This window comes from Fulvivirga imtechensis AK7, assembly GCF_000331535.1.
Classification (GTDB): Bacteria; Bacteroidota; Bacteroidia; order Cytophagales; family Cyclobacteriaceae; genus Fulvivirga; species Fulvivirga imtechensis.
This window is the reverse complement of record NZ_AMZN01000027.1, coordinates 39,465-59,023: the sequence shown is the minus strand read 5'-3', so window position 1 is coordinate 59,023 and position 19,559 is coordinate 39,465. Positions and strand designations below refer to the sequence as shown.

21 protein-coding genes are annotated in these 19,559 nt (G+C 41.8%); 8 read left to right on the top strand and 13 right to left on the bottom strand.

Features of this window, described 5'->3' with window-relative positions:
- Positions 1–52: 52 nt before the first annotated feature.
- Genes C900_RS30955 through C900_RS08330 form a run of 3 tightly spaced genes read right to left on the bottom strand, consistent with a single transcriptional unit; the run spans position 53 to position 2,556 of the window.
- A complete protein-coding gene (locus tag C900_RS30955; protein ID WP_051052807.1) occupies positions 53–1,090 on the bottom strand; it encodes a DUF559 domain-containing protein in 1,038 nt (345 codons plus the stop codon).
- Between the two features lie 58 nt (positions 1,091–1,148).
- Entirely contained in the window at positions 1,149–1,922 is a 774-nt protein-coding gene (locus C900_RS08335) for an NRDE family protein (RefSeq protein ID WP_040496158.1), read from the bottom strand.
- A gap of 28 nt (positions 1,923–1,950) precedes the next feature.
- Positions 1,951–2,556 carry a ribonuclease HII gene (locus C900_RS08330; protein ID WP_009579302.1) on the bottom strand — a complete coding sequence of 202 codons (606 nt, stop codon included), beginning with the start codon at positions 2,554–2,556 and terminating at the stop codon, positions 1,951–1,953.
- Between the two features lie 144 nt (positions 2,557–2,700).
- Between C900_RS08330 and C900_RS08325 the strand changes: the two genes are divergently transcribed.
- The 4 genes from C900_RS08325 (at position 2,701) to C900_RS08310 (ending at position 6,805) form a co-directional block, all read left to right on the top strand.
- Positions 2,701–3,252: an NUDIX domain-containing protein gene (locus C900_RS08325; RefSeq protein WP_009579300.1), complete on the top strand. Its 552-nt coding sequence runs from the start codon at positions 2,701–2,703 to the stop codon at positions 3,250–3,252.
- Positions 3,253–3,307: 55 nt separating this feature from the next.
- On the top strand, positions 3,308–4,660 hold the full coding sequence (locus tag C900_RS08320; RefSeq protein ID WP_040496187.1) for an MATE family efflux transporter: 1,353 nt from the start codon (positions 3,308–3,310) through the stop codon (positions 4,658–4,660).
- Positions 4,661–5,267: 607 nt separating this feature from the next.
- The gene (locus tag C900_RS08315) at positions 5,268–5,885 is read left to right on the top strand and encodes a sigma-70 family RNA polymerase sigma factor (RefSeq protein WP_009579298.1); all 618 of its coding nucleotides are present in this window, start codon (positions 5,268–5,270) and stop codon (positions 5,883–5,885) included.
- 149 nt (positions 5,886–6,034) lie between these two features.
- Positions 6,035–6,805, top strand: a complete 771-nt coding sequence (locus C900_RS08310; protein ID WP_009579297.1) for an acyl-CoA desaturase — start codon at positions 6,035–6,037, stop codon at positions 6,803–6,805.
- A 77-nt stretch (positions 6,806–6,882) separates the two neighbouring features.
- On the opposite strand, the gene C900_RS08305 is transcribed toward C900_RS08310, so the two are convergent.
- Positions 6,883–7,899: an ABC transporter ATP-binding protein gene (locus C900_RS08305; protein WP_009579296.1), complete on the bottom strand. Its 1,017-nt coding sequence runs from the start codon at positions 7,897–7,899 to the stop codon at positions 6,883–6,885.
- A gap of 202 nt (positions 7,900–8,101) precedes the next feature.
- Here C900_RS08305 and C900_RS08300 point away from each other — a divergent pair, with 202 nt between their 5' ends.
- Positions 8,102–9,766: a M1 family metallopeptidase gene (locus tag C900_RS08300; protein WP_009579295.1), complete on the top strand. Its 1,665-nt coding sequence runs from the start codon at positions 8,102–8,104 to the stop codon at positions 9,764–9,766.
- Positions 9,767–10,429: 663 nt separating this feature from the next.
- Here C900_RS08300 and C900_RS30570 read toward each other — a convergent pair.
- The 3 genes from C900_RS30570 to C900_RS08285 are packed head-to-tail and all read right to left on the bottom strand — an operon-like array spanning position 10,430 to position 13,033.
- The gene (locus C900_RS30570; protein WP_245558408.1) at positions 10,430–10,921 is read right to left on the bottom strand and encodes an ABC transporter permease; all 492 of its coding nucleotides are present in this window, start codon (positions 10,919–10,921) and stop codon (positions 10,430–10,432) included.
- A 19-nt stretch (positions 10,922–10,940) separates the two neighbouring features.
- Positions 10,941–11,654 (bottom strand): ABC transporter permease, encoded by a 714-nt coding sequence (locus C900_RS30565; RefSeq protein ID WP_009579293.1) that lies wholly within the window; start codon positions 11,652–11,654, stop codon positions 10,941–10,943.
- Positions 11,655–11,707: 53 nt separating this feature from the next.
- A complete protein-coding gene (locus C900_RS08285) occupies positions 11,708–13,033 on the bottom strand; it encodes a sialidase family protein (RefSeq protein WP_157493947.1) in 1,326 nt (441 codons plus the stop codon).
- 103 nt (positions 13,034–13,136) lie between these two features.
- On the opposite strand from C900_RS08285, the gene C900_RS08280 reads away from it, so the two are divergent.
- A complete protein-coding gene (locus tag C900_RS08280; RefSeq protein WP_009579291.1) occupies positions 13,137–14,033 on the top strand; it encodes a cation diffusion facilitator family transporter in 897 nt (298 codons plus the stop codon).
- 284 nt (positions 14,034–14,317) lie between these two features.
- On the opposite strand, the gene C900_RS08275 is transcribed toward C900_RS08280, so the two are convergent.
- Entirely contained in the window at positions 14,318–14,545 is a 228-nt protein-coding gene (locus C900_RS08275; RefSeq protein WP_009579290.1) for a helix-turn-helix domain-containing protein, read from the bottom strand.
- Between the two features lie 66 nt (positions 14,546–14,611).
- On the opposite strand from C900_RS08275, the gene C900_RS08270 reads away from it, so the two are divergent.
- Together C900_RS08270 and C900_RS30815 are read left to right on the top strand one after the other, a co-directional pair.
- Entirely contained in the window at positions 14,612–14,836 is a 225-nt protein-coding gene (locus C900_RS08270; protein WP_009579289.1) for a helix-turn-helix domain-containing protein, read from the top strand.
- 110 nt (positions 14,837–14,946) lie between these two features.
- On the top strand, positions 14,947–15,069 hold the full coding sequence (locus tag C900_RS30815) for a hypothetical protein (protein WP_009579288.1): 123 nt from the start codon (positions 14,947–14,949) through the stop codon (positions 15,067–15,069).
- 295 nt (positions 15,070–15,364) lie between these two features.
- Here the strand turns inward: C900_RS30815 and C900_RS08265 are convergent, their stop codons facing one another.
- The 5 genes from C900_RS08265 to C900_RS28255 form a co-directional block, all read right to left on the bottom strand.
- Positions 15,365–16,258, bottom strand: a complete 894-nt coding sequence (locus C900_RS08265; protein ID WP_185113961.1) for a sugar phosphate isomerase/epimerase family protein — start codon at positions 16,256–16,258, stop codon at positions 15,365–15,367.
- Positions 16,259–16,333: 75 nt separating this feature from the next.
- Positions 16,334–16,708 carry a VOC family protein gene (locus tag C900_RS08260; RefSeq protein WP_040496157.1) on the bottom strand — a complete coding sequence of 125 codons (375 nt, stop codon included), beginning with the start codon at positions 16,706–16,708 and terminating at the stop codon, positions 16,334–16,336.
- 118 nt (positions 16,709–16,826) lie between these two features.
- Entirely contained in the window at positions 16,827–17,627 is an 801-nt protein-coding gene (locus tag C900_RS08255) for a hypothetical protein (RefSeq protein WP_009579284.1), read from the bottom strand.
- A 275-nt stretch (positions 17,628–17,902) separates the two neighbouring features.
- Positions 17,903–18,700: an RNA polymerase sigma factor gene (locus C900_RS08250; RefSeq protein ID WP_009579283.1), complete on the bottom strand. Its 798-nt coding sequence runs from the start codon at positions 18,698–18,700 to the stop codon at positions 17,903–17,905.
- A 249-nt stretch (positions 18,701–18,949) separates the two neighbouring features.
- On the bottom strand, positions 18,950–19,435 hold the full coding sequence (locus tag C900_RS28255; protein WP_009579282.1) for a YybH family protein: 486 nt from the start codon (positions 19,433–19,435) through the stop codon (positions 18,950–18,952).
- Positions 19,436–19,559: the final 124 nt, after the last annotated feature.

The following is a 19,559-nucleotide window of genomic DNA, read 5'->3' as shown; positions in this document are numbered from 1 at the left end:
GGTCTGTTAGTTGGTAAAAAATTTTTATTACCACCCCTGGCCACTCCTGAGATCAGGAGTGGCCAGGGGTGGTAAAACTATTTCTTATAATCTCCAAAACATTTTCTATAGCTTTCAACACTTCGTTATTCTCAAACCTTAAAACTCTAATACCTAAATTTTCCAGGTATTTATCTCTTTCCTTGTCACGTTCATAACCTGCGGCTGTGAAATGATGCATGCCATCCAATTCCACCGCCAGCTTCTCCTTAGGGCAATAGAAATCGAGGATATAATTTCCTACACTATGCTGTCTTCGAAACTTCCTGTCTTCTAATTGCCTTTCTTTTAAAAATTTCCAGAGCGTGGCCTCTGCGGTTGTCATATTATTTCGCAGTTCCCGGCGCCTTTGTTTGAGGTACTTGCGGTTGTTTATTATTTCACCACCACCCCTGGCCCCTCCTGGATCAGGAGGGGAACCCACGGAAGTTAATTCCCCTCCTTGTAGAGGAGGGGCCAGGGGTGGTAATAACCCTCTCACATAATTTTTCAGATAACTAGCAGCAAATTCCACGCATTCGCGGTTATCGTCTATCCGTGACATGATAATTGCACCTTCCAACGTGGCAATAATCAATGTCGAAACCTCTTTGATATTTATATCAGAACGGAATTCTCCCGTTCTTACTCCTTCCTCAAGTTTGATCTCCACATACTTTTTAAAGGATTTAATCCCCTCCTGCGCCTTCTTCTTTAATTCGGGATGTGTGTTAGTGGAGTCCATGGCTGTGTTGAATATAGGACAGCCACCTCCCTTCACAAGTGGATCGTCTATTAATGATACATACACGTCTATTACCGAATAGAGTTTATCAAGACAGGTTTTGTCATAATCCAAGCGGTCCCGAAATCGCTTCAGCATTCTGTTATAGTTATAGTTAAACGCTTCAACAGCGATCTCATCCTTGTTCTTAAAATGATTATAAATGCCCCCCTTCTTAAGCTTTGTAGCCTCCATAATATGACTGAGGGAGCATCCATGGTATCCATATATGTTAAATAGTTCAGCAGATTGCTGAATGATCTTTTCTCTAGTACTTAATTCCTTCATTTTCAATACCGACCGGTTGGTTTTAAAATTAGAAAAACAAAATCAATTATACAAAAGATTATGCTAATTTATTCAGGTTCACAAAATAGGTTCTGTCAGTATAACTAAAGTCAGCAGGATCATAGGTTCTTTCCACATACTGAATTTGATTCTCATTATCTACCAACAAAACGGTAGAACACCTGGAGCCATAACCTGGGCTCTTGATAAAAATCGATGAAAGGACTTGCTCCTTTTCAGCACCAATACCAGTATCAGGTAACAGGTGGGGAGGAGCCTTCACATCATCATAAAGAGTTTTAAATAGGCTTTCAACTTGTACTTCCTCACCTTTTATTGCGCTCTTCAACTTTTCAAGTCCTTTATCTACCTTAGGCCAGGAGGTATTCAGCAAAGCATTACTTAACCCGTGAAACCCTAACGCAATTTCATGAACACCCTTACTATAATTTCCATAGTAATATAATTGATCCACATTTCCGCAGATCATGTTAAAGCCGTTGTATAAGTGTCCTTCCCGGGCGATCTTTTGCAAATAATCGTGTGCATTTTCATTATTTTTTAAAAAACCTGAGACCAAATGACCTCGTGAAGGCGAATTCGATTTAATATTAAAAGGATCCCGGTAGTTGGTAAGCATGCTAATTTCCCCTTTGGTATTGATACCCATCCAGGTACCGCCTGCTTCCATATCCCTACCTGCCAATATCTCAGGATGATCCTCCCAGTAAGCTGCAGGCATAGTGGGCCTGACATAAAACTCATCGCGATTGGCCGCTATAACGAGTTTGTATCGGGGATGCACCTTGTGAGCAAAAAGTATTAGACACATGATATATTCGCTTCAGGGAAAGAAACAGTCAAAACTCATCAAATAATTCCAACTGCTCCGGAAGTAACCTGAATGACCTGCGATGATAGTCGGTAAGTCCAAAAGCTTTTATAGCCTCGCGGTGTTTTTCCGTGGGATACCCCACATTGGTATGCCAATCATATTGCGGATGATGCTGCGCCAGCTCTGCCATATAATCATCTCTAAAGGTTTTAGCCAATATAGATGCCGCTGCTATTGAGTAATATTTCCCATCACCTTTAACAATGCACTCGAAGGGGATCTTATTATGTGGTTTATACCTGTTTCCATCGATCAGAAGTAGCTCAGGAATAGTTTTCAACTGATCTATGGCACGATTCATAGCCAGGTAAGATGCATTAAGGATATTGACCGCGTCAATCTCATTATTATCAACAAAGGAGACACCCCAGCAAATGGCTTCCCGTTCAATCTCTTTTCTTATCTCTTCTCTCTTTTTCCTGGTGAGCTGCTTAGAATCATTTAATTCAGGATGCTTGTAATCTCTTGGCAGGATAACAGCCGCTGCCACCACCGGCCCGGCCAGACAGCCACGACCTGCTTCATCACATCCGGCCTCTACTTTATCTTCTGAAAAAAATGAAAGGAGCATATCACAAAAATAAATTTCCTTTTCAATTACTCAAGACAAAAAATGATTTTAAAAAATTTAACATCCGGCTCATAATATCTTCATATCAGGTAAATTTTCTCATTATGAGGAGACTACAGCGTTAAATTTGATAGTTTTGCGGCCATGAAACAAATAAACAACCCATGGCAGATGCTTTCGAAGGAAGAAAAGTATGACAACCCATGGATCAATGTTGAAGAGCACCAAATTATTAACCCCGGTGGAGGCAGAGGAATATACGGTAAAGTTCATTTTAAAAATAGAGCCATAGGCATCGTTCCCCTTGATGCTGAAGGTTACACCTGGATAGTTGGCCAATACAGATACACTCTTGATGAATATTCGTGGGAAATACCCGAAGGTGGCGGCCCCATGAATGAAGATCCTATTGAAGCTGCAAAGAGAGAGCTCAAAGAAGAAACGGGGCTTACTGCTGCAAATTGGGAAATGATCATGCGCTTCCACACTTCCAACTCTGTAACTGATGAAGTGGGGTTCATTTACATGGCCACGGACCTTACTCCCGGTCCGCGTGAGCTTGAAGAGTCAGAGTCGGATCTATTGCTAAAGAAACTGCCTTTTTCGGAAGTACTTCGTATGGTCATGGACCAGGAGATCACCGATAGTATGAGTGTGGCCGGTATACTGAAAGTCGCCCGAATGAAAGGCTTCTAAAACATGACTTGTTTCGGTGGCAGCACCATGCCGAAGCTTGATCCATTTTATTTTTATGACAAAACAAAATTATATAGAGCACCTGAAGAATAATTTCTTCCTGGCATACCCGGTTATGCTCAGTCAGCTTGGCCATATGATGGTGAATGTTGCTGACAGTTTAATGGTAGGACAGTTGGGTGCACTGCCATTGGCAGGTGCTTCTTTGGCCAATGTGATCTTTCACTTGTTGCTGATGTTTGGCATAGGCGTGTCATATGCTATTACCCCTTTGGTAGCTGCGGCTGATGGGGCCAGGGATACTAATAAATCGACCGAACTGCTAAAACATGCAATCCTCATCAACACCCTTGCGGGGGTATTCCTGTTTACAGTGGTTTCTATCGGGGGGCAGGGCTTATACTACCTCAACCAGCCTAAGGATGTAGTTGAAAAGGCACTACCATATTTGAACATCATTACACTTTCCATGATCCCCCTGATGCTATTTCAAACTTTCAGGCAATTTGCTGAGGGGCTATCTTTAACCCGGCAGGCAATGATCATTGTTATCGGGTCGAACATTATCAATGTGGCCCTCAATTATATCTTTATCTATGGTAAACTTGGCCTGGAGCCAATGGGACTAAATGGTGCCGGGTGGGCATCGTTCATTGCCAGGGTAATTCTGGCACTTTGGATGGCATTGTACATTTATAAGGGCAAAAGTTTTATACCCTATCGCAAAGGTTTTGCTATCGGGCGATATAGCAAATTACTCATCAGGAAAATCCTCAGCCTTGGACTACCAGCAGGTTTTCAGTTTATCTTTGAGGTGGGTGCGTTTGGTTTCGCTGTGATCATGATCGGGTGGATCGGTACTGAAGCCCTGGCAGCACACCAAATTGCCATCAACCTGGCTTCTATCAGCTATATGATGGCTTCGGGCTTATCTGCCGCCGCTACTATTAGGGTTGGCAATCAACTTGGGGTAAAAGATATACCCTCGCTTCGAGCTGCGGCTTTCACTATTTATGGTATGGTGGTGGCCTTTATGGCCGTATGTGCTGCCGCATTTATTACAGGCAGGTATTTTTTGCCTTCCCTGTACATTGACGACAATCAAGTTATTCAGACGGCTTCGTCACTGCTCATTATTGCAGGTTTTTTTCAGATCTCAGATGGTGTGCAGGTAGTAAGTCTCGGGGCTTTACGTGGACTAGCTGATGTAAAAATACCTACGGCTCTTACTTTTATTGCTTACTGGGTGCTGGCATTACCTATGGGATATTTCCTGGGTTTTGAGCTTGAAATGGGGGCACAAGGTGTTTGGTATGGACTACTCATCGGGCTGTCTATTGTAGCTGTGGTAATGTTCTGGAGATTTAATCATTTAACTAAACAGTTGCTGGTTAAACATCACCTCTGATGTTGGTTAGTGTCTCTAAGAAAAGTCAATGTCTGCGTTACCCTTGTCCCAAAAATGCTCTCGTATCTTAGTACGCTCCGCTTTTTGGGACTTCGCAAGCCTTGACCTTGACGTTTTCTTAGAGACACTAGTTACCACCTCCGTCCTTCGGACACCTCCGCCAGCGGAGGACAGTGCTAATCAAATACACGACTTGGTTAACTTAGCGCTTTCCTCCGCTGGTGACTTCCCAATGCTCTTTAGTTAAGGAAGTCATCCCGCAGCAAACAACCACTTTTCGTTGATTTTGTAGACAATGACATAGCTTCAGAACGGCCTTAAGGAAATGGCGTTAAGAATTTCAATGCCCCACGTACACTTTGTAAATCACACTGTTTGAGCCCCGTTGTTTCAAACGGGGCGAGTTTGTGATTTGTCATCGCAGGCATTGAAATTTAGCCATTTACTCACAGCCTTGACTTTTTTTGTTACTTTTTTGTGTCAAGACAAAAAAGTAAGACATATGAGGCTATATTTTAATACTAAAAGTGGTATAGCACCCTTATTTCGTCTAAACATTTGCCAAAGTACACTGTTTGTTACTAAATTGATCGTACCTTTGTGAATAATGAACAGAGAACAGGCTATAGCACTTTACCAACCCATCCTTCAGCAGATCGCTATGAAGATGGTAGGATCATTGGCTGATGCTGAGGATATAGTGCAGGATACTTTCTTAAAATGGCTGACGATCGGGGGTGAGAAAATCGAGAATACAAAGGCCTATCTTATTACTGCCGTCACCAATAACTGCATTAATCACCTCAATGCCCTAAAAAAGAAGAAAGATGAATGTCTCCATAACATTCACGCTTCGGAGCTTATCGACTGGTACAAAGAAAAAGAGTTTTTTAAGTTTGATCTTGAAAATGAAGTGTCTGCTGCACTCCATGTGCTTCATAAAAAGCTAGAACCTGTCGAAAAAGGTATTTTTGTACTTAGAGAGCTATTTGACTTCGACTATGAAGAACTACAGCACATCTTTGACAAAAAGAAGGACAACTGCCGGCAACTATTTAGCCGTGCAAAGGATAAGCTTTCTCAGGAAACCAGTAAAATAAAAAATAACCTAAGTCCCGAAAACGGCTTTATAGAAAGCTTTAAAAAAGCTTGTAACATCGGCCATCCTGATGAATTGATCCATGAAGTAAAACAAGAGATAAATAAGAAATCAAGCGGCCGATAGCTTCATCTCACCTTTCCTTTATTTAATTTTTTTAATGGTTCTTGTCACAAATGGAATTTTCATTTGTCTATAAAGTTATAGACTCTCTTAAAGGGTAAACTATGTCTAATTTTTAAAACAAAACCTGTAAACACGGAAGTTGAACTAACATGGAAGTAATCTTAATATTCTTTATAGCGCATTGGTACCTGTCGTTATTCTTTCAGACATTTTTCCAGCACCGCTATGCAGCACATAAGTCTTTTACCATGGGTAAAAGAACTGAAAAAGTATTTTTTGTACTGACCTGGATATTCCAGGGATCCAATTATCTAAGCCCGTATGGCTATGGCATTATGCACCGAATGCACCATGCTTTTGCCGATACCCCTAACGATCCACACTCTCCTAAGTATGACGAAAGTCTCTTCAAGATGATGTGGAAAACCAAAACGATCTACTCAGCGATCACCAGTAAAAAAATGAAAGTGGATGATCGCTTCACAAGAGACGTGCCAGAATGGACAGCATTTGACTCCTTTGCCCGGTCGTGGATATCCAGAATCATGTGGGGGGCGCTTTATGTATTTATGTATTGGCAGTTTGCCACAGTATGGTGGTTATGGCTACTGTTACCCATCCAGTTTATGCTCTCTCCAATCCACGGAGCTATCATCAACTGGTTTGCCCATAAATATGGTTATGTAAACTTTAAGGTAGGTGATACCTCTAAAAACTTTCTTCCGTTTGATTTTCTGATGATGGGAGAAAGCTATCATAACAACCATCATAAGCATGGCGACCGACCTAACTTCGGAGGCATTCGCTGGCATGAAATTGACCCTACGTATCAGGTGATCAAAATTCTGGATAAGGTAGGAGTGATTAAAATAAACAAAAAGAAGGAAGTTCAACTGGAGCAGGTTAAAAAGGCTGCTTAGCTACTTTGGGTATTTAATAAAACAGGAGGGCTAGTGTGATGATCACTAAATTTATTCACGATTTTACCCCTCCTGTTTTATATCACTATGTGGATTTTTGAGGGATTTACTTTAAAAAATACCGTTTCTTCCTCACTATAGCACTTTCTCGATCTGATTTTTATTACTTCACTGTAAGTTATCACCTCTAGTTCCCAGTGGTCTCCCAGATATGATGATCGTTGGACAATACCCTCACCCATACTGACTTCAGCTTTACAAAGTATAATGTGCTCAGGACGTAAACATACTTTAGTCCTCCCGTCAACTTCCCTAAACCTCTCTGGCACATTCATCTTTGGAAAGACCCTTAAAAATATCCTGAATAAAAAGACATTAACACTTCCGAACAAATACGCCACATATTCATCCACGGGCTTTTCATAAATACGCTGCGGCATATCAATCTGAACTACCTTCCCTCCTTTCATTACCGCAATTTTATCAGCAAGAGATAATGCTTCTTTTATATCATGTGTTATGAATATAAGAGTCATTTCAGAGTTCTTAGCTTTCCTGATCACTTTAGTTTTGATCTCATCCTTCAGCATTACATCCAGGCTGCTAAAAGGTTCATCTAATAGCAACAAAGGCGCTTCGTCAGCCAGTGCCCTGGCCAGCGCTGCACGTTGCTGCTGGCCACCAGAAAGCTGATATGGCAGTTTTTCTTCCAAACCTTGAAGTCGTAAAAGATTTATCAAATCTGCTGTGCGTTCCTCCTGAAACTCCTGCACATACCCTCTTAGATCGTATCCGATGTTTTCAGCTACATTGTGTTTTGGAAATAGATGCAGGTCCTGTGCAAGTATCCTGATCTCTTTATGCCCGGGCACCAGGTTAAATGCAGGACCTGTAACTTTTTCCTGATCTAAAAAAATTTCACCGGAATCAACATCCTCCAGTCCGGCAATAAGCCGGAGCAGGGTAGTTTTACCTGAGCCATTTTCTCCTACAATGGCTAAGATCTCCCCCCTATCCACTGTCAGCGACACATCATTAACTGCCCTTACTGAAGCAAATGATTTTGATACCCCGGAAACCGTCAAAAATGTCATATAGGCAAATATAATCAATTAAACCATCCGGCATTCTCCAACAGCATATGTCAATTCTGTACTACAAGAAGACAATATGAGTGTGCTGTTACCACTACTAAACCAGCCACAACAGAATACTACCAATAAAGGATTTTGGCCTTCTACTAAGCAGTGTTTCCCTTACTTTTGTATATTCAAAGCATTGTTTTAATCACGTACTATGAATATTCGAACTACTATCACTTATCTGCTGATCCTTTCGGCTACCATTGTTACAGCGCAGACCCCTGAATTTACCCGTCAGGATACATTGCGGGGTTCCATTACGCCTGAGCGCGCCTGGTGGGATCTTACCTACTATCATTTGGATGTAGCTGTTGATCCCGAAAAAAAGACTGTTGAGGGGAAAAATACGATTCAGTATAAGGTACTGACCTCTCATGACGTTATGCAGATCGACCTGCAAGAACCCATGAAGATTAAAAAGGTGACCTACAAAGGCAAAGAACTAGAGTTTCAGCGAGAGGGTAATGTCTACTGGATCAAGTTTAATGAAAAGCAGGAAAAAGGTGCTTCCAATGCCATCATCGTCCATTTTGGAGGGCAGCCTCAGGTTGCCAAAAACCCACCGTGGGATGGAGGTTTTACCTGGCAAAAAGATGAAAAAGGAAATCATTTTATTGCCAATGCCAATCAGGGTGCCGGGGCCAGTATATGGTGGCCATGCAAAGACCACATGTATGACGAAACGGACAGCATGACGATAAGTGTGACGGTACCGGAGCACCTCATGGATGTTTCAAATGGCAGGTTGATCAAAACAGAAAGAAACAAAAAAGCCAAAACAAAAACCTACCACTGGTTTGTTTCAAACCCTATCAACAATTACGGGGTTAATGTAAATATCGGTGACTATGTGCACTTTGGCGAAACATATGATGGTGAAAAAGGCAAGCTCGACTGTGACTATTATGTATTGCGACATAATCTCGAAAAAGCGAAAATACAGTTTAAAGACGCTAAAAGAACATTGGAAGCGCTTGAACATTGGTTTGGACCATATCCCTTTTATGAAGATAGCTATAAGCTCGTAGAGGCGCCTTATCTGGGCATGGAGCATCAAAGCTCTGTGACATATGGCAACAACTATCAAAATGGTTATAAGGGAAAAGACCTCAGCGGCTCCGGTTGGGGATTAACTTTTGATTTTATCATTATACACGAATCTGGCCATGAGTGGTTTGCCAATAATATCACCAACCGTGACAATGCCGATATGTGGATACATGAATCCTTTACAGCTTATTCGGAAAATCTCTTTCTTGACTACCACAACGGAAAAGACGCAAGCTCAGCCTATGTATTAGGAACCCGGTCTGCCATTCAAAATGATCGCCCGATTATTGGCTTTTACGATGTGAATCACCGGGGGTCCAGTGACATGTATTATAAAGGTGCAAATGTGCTGCACACGCTCCGCCAGATCGTTAATGATGATGAAAAATGGCGCGGCATCCTCCGTGGTCTGAATAAAGAGTTCTACCACCAGACTGTGACAACCACTCAAATTGAAAATTATCTGGGCGAGAAAACAGGCCGAGACCTGTCTGCATTCTTTGACCAATATTTGCGTGACACGCGTATTCCCACTCTTGAATACCGTGTACGGGAGGGTATTTTATTTTACCGTTGGGCCAACACCGTTAGTGGCTTTACAATGCCTGTAAAAGTTTTTATCAATGACACAGAACATAGGCTTGAAGCTACTAACCATTGGAACATGCTCGAAAACATCCCGGAAAACCCTGTGGTTGAAGTTGACGCTAATTTTTATGTTGGCCAGTTGGATCTGATGGGCAGATATTACAATGCAAGTCCTAAATAACACGAGTTCGATATAAAATGCTTAGAAAAGGGCAGTCATCCTGCCTGTCCCGAACTTGCCCCGGGGAGGCATCCAACAACTTCAGTTGATTTTGTGGATAATGACATTACACTATCTTTAACCACAGAGGAGGAACAGAAATGATAAACCACCGCGTCATCCCGGATTTTCATAGAGCAACGGAGAAAATATTCAGGATCCCCTGGTCAGGTGGGCAGAGGCTGAAGTTCAGTCACTGCCAGTAGCGAGGAGATCCCGGGGTCTTCATCCCGGGGTCTTCACTGCGTTACGTCCGGGATGACGGTAGTGGGGAATTGAATAGTTATCTGACTATCAGTATGTGATGAAAACTGTCCTCGTTACGGAGGATCTGCGTTCTTCCCCCGAGGCAAGTTCGAGGCAAGTTCGGGACAGGTAGAATGACCTTAAAAAGAGCTTTCAGGTTTGTTTTTAGATACGAATACAATTTAATCAGTTCTAGTATGTCTAACTCACGTTAATTAAATTAATGGAATTAAACTCCAGGGGTTTTACTAAACTTCCAGAGTCTGTAATACACAATATTTTTCATAATCACTGATAGAGCATTACAGGTCCTTTGAGGCTTTATGGAGTTGCTCAAGGAAAGAGCCGGATGTATTTTTCGTTATTCTGCGATCATGCTTACTCCCTTCTAATTGCTTCTACAGGATCTAACCTGGAGGCACGCAAAGCCGGATAGGTGCCAAAAACGATCCCCACTAACAGGGCCACAACTGCTATAACGATCAAGGTATCAGCCGTGTAAGCTGCGCTAAAGGGCATTTTTGTGATGGATTTTATGATAGGCACAAAAACCATAGTGGCCAAAACACCGAATATTAACCCCACAAAACTACCTAGTCCGCTAATGGCTACGGATTCAGACAAAAACTGCAGTAAAATATCCTGCTTCTTAGCCCCGGCAGCCTTACGCACCCCAATTTCAGATGTCCTTTCATTAACAGAGATCAATAAAACATTCATTACTCCTATACCACCTACTAATACAGATATCCCTACAATAAAGCCCATTACAATCCTAAACACCAAAAAGCCCTGGTTTGCCTGTTTCACTCGAAATTCATTGGTCTCCACCTTGAAATCACCCTCGGAGCCTGGGAAATTCTGGGTCAACCAATCAGTTATCTTTTCCTTAAATGCCCGGCACCAATTCTACCGAGTAAGCCTGAAAAATAATCTGAGGAGGGCTCTCCCTAAGTTTGGCCGGATCAATGGCCGTAATGGGTATTGCTGCTATTGCCTCTTGCCCGTCAGCTTTGATTATTCCCTTTACCAGGTACTCCTGATCCTCTATCACAACACTTTTACCCAATAAGGAAACGGATGAGTCCTGATTGGCCATTTTCAACTCCAGCTCCTCGGTAAGCACTGCTACCTTGGCCCCCGAAGTTAATTCAGCCTCAGAAAAGCCTTCGCCTTTCACCACTTCCACAGCAGGCCCAATACCTTTTGTAACCCCAGAAAGATAAATACCATGTTTTTCTTTTGCATCCTTTACAGAGATCCTTTTTGGCTCAGTGGTCAACATATACCCTGCTGCCACTTCTTTCACCTGCTCCTGAAGCTGTTGGAAATACCGGTAATCGATATAGACGTAGTTCTCCTTTTTCATTCTTACGCCATCTGTCTGCTCATAAAGCTGTGGCTGTAAGATCACCGCTTCTAATGATGTGGTTTTGGATATCTGCTCATGAGCAAACTTCTCCATGCCATCAATAAGAGAAAGAATAGCAACCAGTGCGGCCACTCCAATAACAATCCCCAGAACAGAAAGTATAGTATGAAAAAAGTTAGATCTGATGTTCTGTAACGCCAGAAAACAGGAAATAAGTATCTTTTTAAGCATAGTTCAGCCTTTTATCAATGACTGAACCCGCGCTCAAAATGTTACATATCTTCTTATTTCTTCTTCCTTTTCCTTTGTTTATAAGGAATGCCGGTTAACTCTTCCTGATCAATAACAGCGGTTATGATAGAGGTCTTACCATCGTCCATCCTGGTCCAGACAGGCACTATGCGCCCTTCATGAGCAGCGATGTTGGTATAGTCACCGAAAAAATATTCAGCATCAGGTGCAAAAGGAGTTTCACTGATCTTTTTGTTGTGAAAGCTGGAGCCACCATCAGTAGACCATGCGAGGTATACATCCGTATTAAGATCATCATAGGCCCGCCTGTCGTAATACAAAATATAAATAACACCTGTAGCATTATCTATCGCCATCCAGCTCAAAAACTGATGTTTGCCTTTTTCATCATCGTTCACCCTGACAGGGGCAGACCAGGTATCTCCGTGATTATATGACTTGATAAACCAAATATCGGTATCATCAGGTCCGTTTCTCTGGTCAGACCAATTGAGGTATAATGCCCCGCGGTATTGACTTTCGCTGTTATCGCATATTAACACAGGCATACCATTGCTTCTGTTTATCCCGGGAATATCAATGGACCAGCCTCCGGGCTGACTGGCAATTTCGATATCGCGGCTCAGCCAGTTTTTTCCCTTATTAAGAGACCTGTCGAGGTATATCTTCTCATCGTACGACCATGCCACATACAACTGGCCATTCGGGCCTACTGCCGGAATAGCGCCTTCCACTGTTTTATCATCATCCACACAATCGCCCGAAAACTGGTTTAACCGAATTGGGGCAGACCATTTCAAACCATTGCTACTCTCAGAGAATAAAATGTTGCTTTTACAATCAGGATCCTTAGAGCCATAATTATCAAATTGCGTCCATGCAGTATAGATCGTGCCAGAGTTAGGGTCAACTACGGCCCATTCTTTGTCCTGATCTTTCGGATGATTGTAACCTATGGAAGCACCATCTGACCAGCTTTCCCCACCATCGGTAGATTTCTGACAAACGATCCTGTCGAGAATCTCCTCACTTTGCCAGTTTTTACCCGTAGGGTCTGAGAGATGAAAATAATAGAAATTACCCTTCTTATCGGAGATGACCACAGGGTCGCCCCAAACACCCATACTGGAGGTAAGCCGGGTTTTGGTCCAGGTTTTGCCACCGTCTTTGGTGACATACACTTTATCGAGTATAGAAGCGGCTACTATATTATCTTTATTTTTTAAATTTATTGCTACACTGGGTTCGGCAGGGGCTCTGGTAACAGAATCCTGTGTATCCAGTACAATGTTTTTAAATTGTGCCTGCGCATTTAAAAGGGCAAGCAACGATATCAAAAGACAAACTGTATTTTTCATTGGCGAATAGATTGAATGACAAATATACAATCAACAGAAAACCTTGCAACCCTGGCGGGGTCAACTTGTTAAGATAACTAAAAGAGATACCTCAGAAGATTCAATGGGACATAACCACGATCACGTGCACCATCATCATGGTACAAAGAACCTGAAAGTTGCATTCTTTCTGAATCTCGGCTTTACGATCATTGAAATTGTTGGAGGGCTACTTACCAATAGTGTTGCTATTCTATCGGATGCATTGCACGATCTGGGTGATAGCCTTAGCTTAGGGCTGTCCTGGTATTTCCAGTATCTTTCGACCAAAGGAAGGGACAAAACCTTCTCCTACGGCTATGGTCGTTTTTCTTTATTGGGTGCAGTTATTAACTCAGTGGTGTTACTGGCAGGGTCAGCGATTATAATATTTGAAGCTATCCCACGACTATTCAATCCCCAGCAGCCCGATGCTCAGGGAATGATTTATCTGGCTGTACTTGGAATTATATTTAATGGCGCTGCCGTACTAAAATTAAGGAAAGGTTCATCTATTAATGAAGAGGTAGTTTCTCTTCACCTTTTGGAAGATGTATTGGGCTGGACTGCCGTGTTGGTGGGTTCAATTATTATGCATTTTTACAATGCTCCCATCATAGACCCCATTCTCTCTCTCATGATTGCCGGTTACATCCTGATCAATGTTTTTAAGAACATCAAGAAAAGTTTCCGAATTATTTTACAGGGCACCCCGAAAGACCTTAAGATCGATGAGATCATCCGACAAACCAAAGAGATAGAACACATTCAGGATGTGCATGATTTTCACCTGTGGTCAATGGACGGTGAGTATTATGTATTCAGCGCCCACCTGGTAGTAAAGAAAAATAGCACTATGGAAGAATTAACTGTAATCAAACACAAGGTGAGAGACCTCCTCAAGTCATTCAAAATAGAACATGCTACCATAGAATTTGAAACTGAAGATGAAAAATGTGAATTGGAACATTGCTGGACATAGAAAAGCTAATTAGTGTCTGTAAGAAAACACCAATGTCTGCGTTATGCTTGTCCCAAAAATGCTCTCGTACCTTAGTACGCTCCGCTTTTTGGGACTTCACAAGCCTTGACTTTGACATTTTCTTAAAGCCACTTAGAGTTTTCTTAGAGACACTAATTAGTGTCTCTAAGAAAACTCTAGCCGTCAGCGGAACGCCATTTTCTCAAGGCCGGTCTGAAAGCGATGTCATTATCATCAAATTCAACTAAAGGTAAAAAACGCCAAGGAAAGCTTTTTAAAATACCTCACTTACCAATATTCAAAAGTTCACTAATCGAAACATCCAATCCCTGGGCTATTTTCATAAGTGTGAGTAATCTCGGATTGGTTTTTCCACTTTCAATCATATAAAGCTGTGTTCTGCCGATATCACAATCAAAAGCAAAAGCCTTCTGCTCATATTCCTTTTCTTCTCTTAGCTTCCTGATCTTCACCCCCAGCCGGATGAAAAATTCCTTTTCTTTCGTGTTCATTATTCCGAATATCAGAAATATTTGCTTTATTATTGTTCGCTAAAACGAACACATAAAATAGAAGCTATGGAACCAGGTGCATTTTTGAAATTATTCGGCCGGTACGTGAGGGAAATAAGGTTGAAGAAGCAAATTTCTGTTCAGGAGATGGCTAAAATCTGCGATATCCCTGAGGATGAAATACTGCAACTGGAAAATGGCCAGGTGGACTCTCCGCTTGCGTTGTTGTTGGGACTGGCAGACGCTTTTAACATGGAATTGCATGAATTATTTGCGTTTTCAAAGGCTTGACGGCTTTGGTATGGGCAGGCTAACCCGCTGCAAACGGGCCCGAACGGGAGGAGCACCCATCAATCTATCAAAGGATGTGTAAACACAATTATCAACTAAAACATATAATTATGAGCAAAATTTATTCATTTCTTGCCCTCTTTGCTGCCTGTACAGCAGATGAGATTAATGTAACTTCTGACGAGTTTACTGACAGTGAGGGCCTCATAAAAAATGTAAATAAAACATCTTAGCAAGATGCCTCCAAAGTCGGCATGACAATTCTCTTTATTGAATACCCATCCAAAACAAATGCCGCATCCCTTCCGTCCGTACTTTATTCTGGAATTACGGGGTGGAATACAGCACATTTTGTCACCATTTGTAAGAAGAACCGGGAACACTATTTCGGCGGAATTATTGATGGCGAAATGCACCGGTCAGAAATGAGTGAAACCACCCACGAGTGTTGGTTGAAAATCCCCGATCATTTTCCGTTTACCACATTGGGCAGCCATATTGTTGGCTGCAGGCCACTTTATTTAACTACTACAAATACTGTTGTAAGTGCTTTTTAAAGTAATCAGCACTATCAGCTATACTTTTCATGGGACTGTGGGCATAATTACCGCCCTGCTCCAAATAATAGAATTCAAGTCCAGACTCAACTGGGTCTGGAAGTATTTCAACATAGTCAATAGAACCGTTTCCTAGCTCGGTATAATCTCTCGTTACTTTGTCCATATCCTTTATGTGCCACATTACATAGCGTCCGGGTTGATCTCTAACCAACTCCTTAGGAGTAAGTTTAGAAGAATGCATCACCCAGTACATGTCCATTTCAAGTTTCACCAGCGTAGGGTCTGTTTCACTTAAGATAATATCAAAACCTTTTTCTCCATGGTGTTCTATGAATTCAAAGCCATGATTGTGATAGGCAAATCCAAGGCCTGCGGCAGTTACTTGCTCACCTATTACATTGAGTTTTTTAGACATCAACTTGAAATTATCCATCGTCCGTTGTTCCGGGGCCAGCCATGGCCAGGTGATATATTTCATACCCAAAGCATGAGCCCCTTTTATACACTGATCTACAAATCGTTTTAGCTCATCGTCTGGTTTAGCGAGGTAGGAAGAAAAGCCATAATGTCCACTAGAGGCAGTAACCTCCAGGTCTTCCAGTATTTTCTTAAATTCTGAAGATGTATATCCATAGAAAGTTCCTTTTTCACTATCAAATCCAAAGGTTTCAAACTCTTCATAACCCATAGCCTTTGCAGCCTTTAAGGTGGCAATAGTATCTTTAGTCATGTCTTCGTGAATGGTATAGAGTTGGAGGCCCATTTTATATTTAGGCTTCTCAAACATTGAATAACTTGATGTTGGTATCAGTACTGTTGCTCCTAGAATTCCTACGGTCTCTATAAAATTCCTTCGATTCATAATAGTAAAATTTTAGAGTACTTAAGTGCTTTTATTTTCTATAAGTGTGTGTACTATTCAATTACTTTATTTGTTTTATATTCTCCAAGGTGGATTCAGTCTGTTTTCTCCGCCATAAAACAATATCAGTTGATTTCCATCTACATCTTTTAATCTTGCTTCTCTCCACAACCATCTTTGGTCGGTTGGTTCCTGGTCAAATTCGATTCCATTTTGTTTTAATTTTTCAACCTGGTAGTCAAGGTTTTCGCATTCAAAGTATACATAGATTCCCTCTCCTTTTGGCAATTCCTCCGTTTGATGAATTGAAAAGGTCGAATTGCCATCAGGACATTCAAATCTTGCGTAATGCGGTAGAGATTTTACAATCAATTTGAGTCCTAATTTTTCATAAAACGGGATTGATTTTGTTAAATCCAATGAGGGGACAGTTATTTGGTTTAAGTTCATTTTTTCGCTCGGTTTAAATTACACGCAACGGCCTGGCTAAAGAACGTACGGGTTTTGAACACGTCTCTGGCAGCCGAAAAATCACATTAGCCATGTTCGGTGTGTTGTGTACTTTTTTTCACTTTCCGTATAATCTGCTGAACAGCCCTTTTTTCTTTGACATAAATTTCGGTGCATCAATAAGTCGTCCCGAAAGCCAGAATTGTCCTTGAACTACTCCATTAATATTTGGCTTTTTGTCAAAGAACCTTGGGTCTGCAACTACATCAACCTCACCACCTAAGGTGTCTACAAATAACCAATAAAACTGCTCTCCTGTCAATTCATTTGTTTTCATTTCCCATTCTCTGATAATACCAGTAAATATTCCAAGTGCTTCTGGTGGATTAGTATCCTCTCCATTAGGGGAAAATAGTCCGCTGGGTATAAATGACTGTGAAGCAAATTTAAGTTCTGTGTACTGGCTTTCATTGAATGCCCGTTCGCTGTCATAACAGCTAAGTTCCTGAGCAAACGCGACCAATTGAATATCTACATTTTTTGGAGTCACTATTTCAGCAATTGTTCTAAAATCAGGAATGTCAAAGACTAAGGGGTACGCTCCACTGTCTGGGTTGTTACCCTCTGTCGGATCAGCCCTTGAGTGATAGGCACCATCTAATTCGCTTTCGTGCCTGTCAACCGTAGCAGTAAGGCAAACAGTTCTCTTACTTTTTCCTTTGAAGTGAGGATTTGCACCAATGAACTCGTCTTTTCTGTTCAGTTGCATCCATAGTTCGGCCCCTGATTTGTCTGAATAAAGTACATAGGTCCCATTGCTGGGTTTTATTGGCTGTCCCAGTCCATAGGCCTTTTCCATAAGTTTCCGAAAGTCCTCTTCCGTTTCAACGTTGAAACCTATGTCTGATAAATTACTCATTTGTCATTCTTTAGTGTCACATACTTGAATATATACAACATTGGACATATATGCATAAAAATTCCATTTCACCACCTTAAATAGCTGACTGTTAAGCGAGTTCCGTTTTCGTTTATCCATTCTCAGTTCACGGTCTGAGTCTCGAGTTCGCGACCCCTATTCATCGGATGAGACTTGCTTTGCGAAGGCACTCATCCGATGAAAGCGTACTACCACCGACTACAGTATAGCACTTTGCCTACTGCTTTCGCCGATTGCTGACTGTGTGTATGGCTTTAATCGTTGATAATGCGTTTTGTCTGTATCAGCTCATTTAGTTGGGCTATGAGGTCTACATCGGTGCCAAATGTGCCGTGGTTGTGATAGATACCGGTTAGGGAGTCGATCTCTTCCATCTCTTCGTTGTATTTTTCTACTTTGTCGGCAAAATTCAGCTTATTCCTGTTTATCTGGCCACACTTTATTGCGGTATTGATGCGCTTATGGCATCGGCACTTGTTGGAGGAGTTGTAAACCCCGCAGTGGCCGGCCAGGAACTCTCCGATCAGGTTTCTCGATTTTTCAAGCCGCTTTCGAAAGTTTTCTGGCGTGGTAAGCACAATATTGGCAGCTACATTGCTTTTGATCTTCAGCACGCTTCCAAGAATAAATGCAATGCGCAGGTCTCTGTTCAGGCATTGCAACATGGCTAAGGTACAGCCTGTCTTTAGTTCCTTATCCAAAATATCTTTATCGGGTTCATCATAGGCCATGGGAGCGCTGTAGGTGTTCAGTCCTTGGGCAAATGCGTCAAAAGACGTAAGCTCCCGCTCAAGGATCGATTGCTTACGATTGATCAAATAATTGGTCGCAACACGGTATACCCATGTATTTAGTTTGCTGCGCCCATCATACTTGCTCAGGTTCGTGATCACTTTGATCAGTATTTCCTGGGTAGCATCCTCTGCATCCATTCTATTCCAGAGGAATCTTATCGCCAGGTTGAATACCATACCTTGAATAGAAGTCACCAATTTCTCCAAACTTTTTTTATTGCCTTGCAGGCAGGATCTTACCAGTTCTTTTTCTTCCATCTTTTCAGTAATAACTTTTACGAACCGCAGAGTGCTCAGAGTTTATACAGAGGAACACGGAGAGGTTCTCATTGCCTCTTCGTGCATCCTCTTCTTAGTTAAGGTCTGATCTTCAATAAAACGAATGTTACACCGATTTTGGAGGTATCTTACTAAGCCGTTTTCCCTCTTTCATCGGGATGACTCCTCAACTAAAGAGCATCCTCCGCTTGTAAATTTTTACTCACGATTGAAACATTCCATAATATACTACTTCTCCATCAAAAACTGTCCGTGAGGGTTGTCAAAAACCATGATCCAGGAGCCATCGGTCTGCTTTTGCAAAATTGCAATGGACAACCCGTTTTGTTCAATGGGTGTGCCATCGGGTAGCCTTCCTTTCATTGTCCAGGGTGCGACATGTGTGGCAATATTGCCAGCAATATAGATCTCGTGACCACTGAACTCATAATGCGGATTGATCTCAAAGGCTGCCAAAAATTCCTTTTTAAGGTCATTTGTACCCACTACAGGTTTTTGAGGCTCAAACAGTATGAGCGCATTTCTGTCATAGCAGGCCATCACGCCCGCAATATCCTTTTTGTGAAATGCGTCTACCATTCTTTCGATTGTGCTGAATACTTCCTGTTGTTCTTTGTTAAAGTTTGTTTCCATCTTTTTACCGGTCTGTGCATTGCTGTAGGACACTACCCCCAACATCAATGCGGTGAATAAATAAATACTTGTTTTAAACATAATTTCTGTTTTTAAGCAGCCACCACTTTGCGACTACATGACATTAGACAGCAAAAAAGACATAGTGTGAATTTTTATTTGTGATTTTTTATAGCACTCTTCCAAAGGAGTTTCCTTACACTAT

Bases quoted from the DNA above. Each gene is read 5' to 3' on its own strand.
- C900_RS30955 (WP_051052807.1), bottom strand. From the start codon at position 1,090: ATGAAGGAATTAAGTACTAGAGAAAAGATCATTCAGCAATCTGCTGAA.
- C900_RS08335 (WP_040496158.1), bottom strand. From the start codon at position 1,922: ATGTGTCTAATACTTTTTGCTCACAAGGTGCATCCCCGATACAAACTC.
- C900_RS08330 (WP_009579302.1), bottom strand. From the start codon at position 2,556: ATGCTCCTTTCATTTTTTTCAGAAGATAAAGTAGAGGCCGGATGTGAT.
- C900_RS08325 (WP_009579300.1), top strand. From the start codon at position 2,701: ATGAAACAAATAAACAACCCATGGCAGATGCTTTCGAAGGAAGAAAAG.
- C900_RS08320 (WP_040496187.1), top strand. From the start codon at position 3,308: ATGACAAAACAAAATTATATAGAGCACCTGAAGAATAATTTCTTCCTG.
- C900_RS08315 (WP_009579298.1), top strand. From the start codon at position 5,268: ATGAACAGAGAACAGGCTATAGCACTTTACCAACCCATCCTTCAGCAG.
- C900_RS08310 (WP_009579297.1), top strand. From the start codon at position 6,035: ATGGAAGTAATCTTAATATTCTTTATAGCGCATTGGTACCTGTCGTTA.
- C900_RS08305 (WP_009579296.1), bottom strand. From the start codon at position 7,899: ATGACATTTTTGACGGTTTCCGGGGTATCAAAATCATTTGCTTCAGTA.
- C900_RS08300 (WP_009579295.1), top strand. From the start codon at position 8,102: ATGAATATTCGAACTACTATCACTTATCTGCTGATCCTTTCGGCTACC.
- C900_RS30565 (WP_009579293.1), bottom strand. From the start codon at position 11,654: ATGCTTAAAAAGATACTTATTTCCTGTTTTCTGGCGTTACAGAACATC.
- C900_RS08285 (WP_157493947.1), bottom strand. From the start codon at position 13,033: ATGAAAAATACAGTTTGTCTTTTGATATCGTTGCTTGCCCTTTTAAAT.
- C900_RS08280 (WP_009579291.1), top strand. From the start codon at position 13,137: ATGGGACATAACCACGATCACGTGCACCATCATCATGGTACAAAGAAC.
- C900_RS08275 (WP_009579290.1), bottom strand. From the start codon at position 14,545: ATGAACACGAAAGAAAAGGAATTTTTCATCCGGCTGGGGGTGAAGATC.
- C900_RS08270 (WP_009579289.1), top strand. From the start codon at position 14,612: ATGGAACCAGGTGCATTTTTGAAATTATTCGGCCGGTACGTGAGGGAA.
- C900_RS30815 (WP_009579288.1), top strand. From the start codon at position 14,947: ATGAGCAAAATTTATTCATTTCTTGCCCTCTTTGCTGCCTGTACAGCA.
- C900_RS08265 (WP_185113961.1), bottom strand. From the start codon at position 16,258: ATGAATCGAAGGAATTTTATAGAGACCGTAGGAATTCTAGGAGCAACA.
- C900_RS08260 (WP_040496157.1), bottom strand. From the start codon at position 16,708: ATGAACTTAAACCAAATAACTGTCCCCTCATTGGATTTAACAAAATCA.
- C900_RS08255 (WP_009579284.1), bottom strand. From the start codon at position 17,627: ATGAGTAATTTATCAGACATAGGTTTCAACGTTGAAACGGAAGAGGAC.
- C900_RS08250 (WP_009579283.1), bottom strand. From the start codon at position 18,700: ATGGAAGAAAAAGAACTGGTAAGATCCTGCCTGCAAGGCAATAAAAAA.
- C900_RS28255 (WP_009579282.1), bottom strand. From the start codon at position 19,435: ATGTTTAAAACAAGTATTTATTTATTCACCGCATTGATGTTGGGGGTA.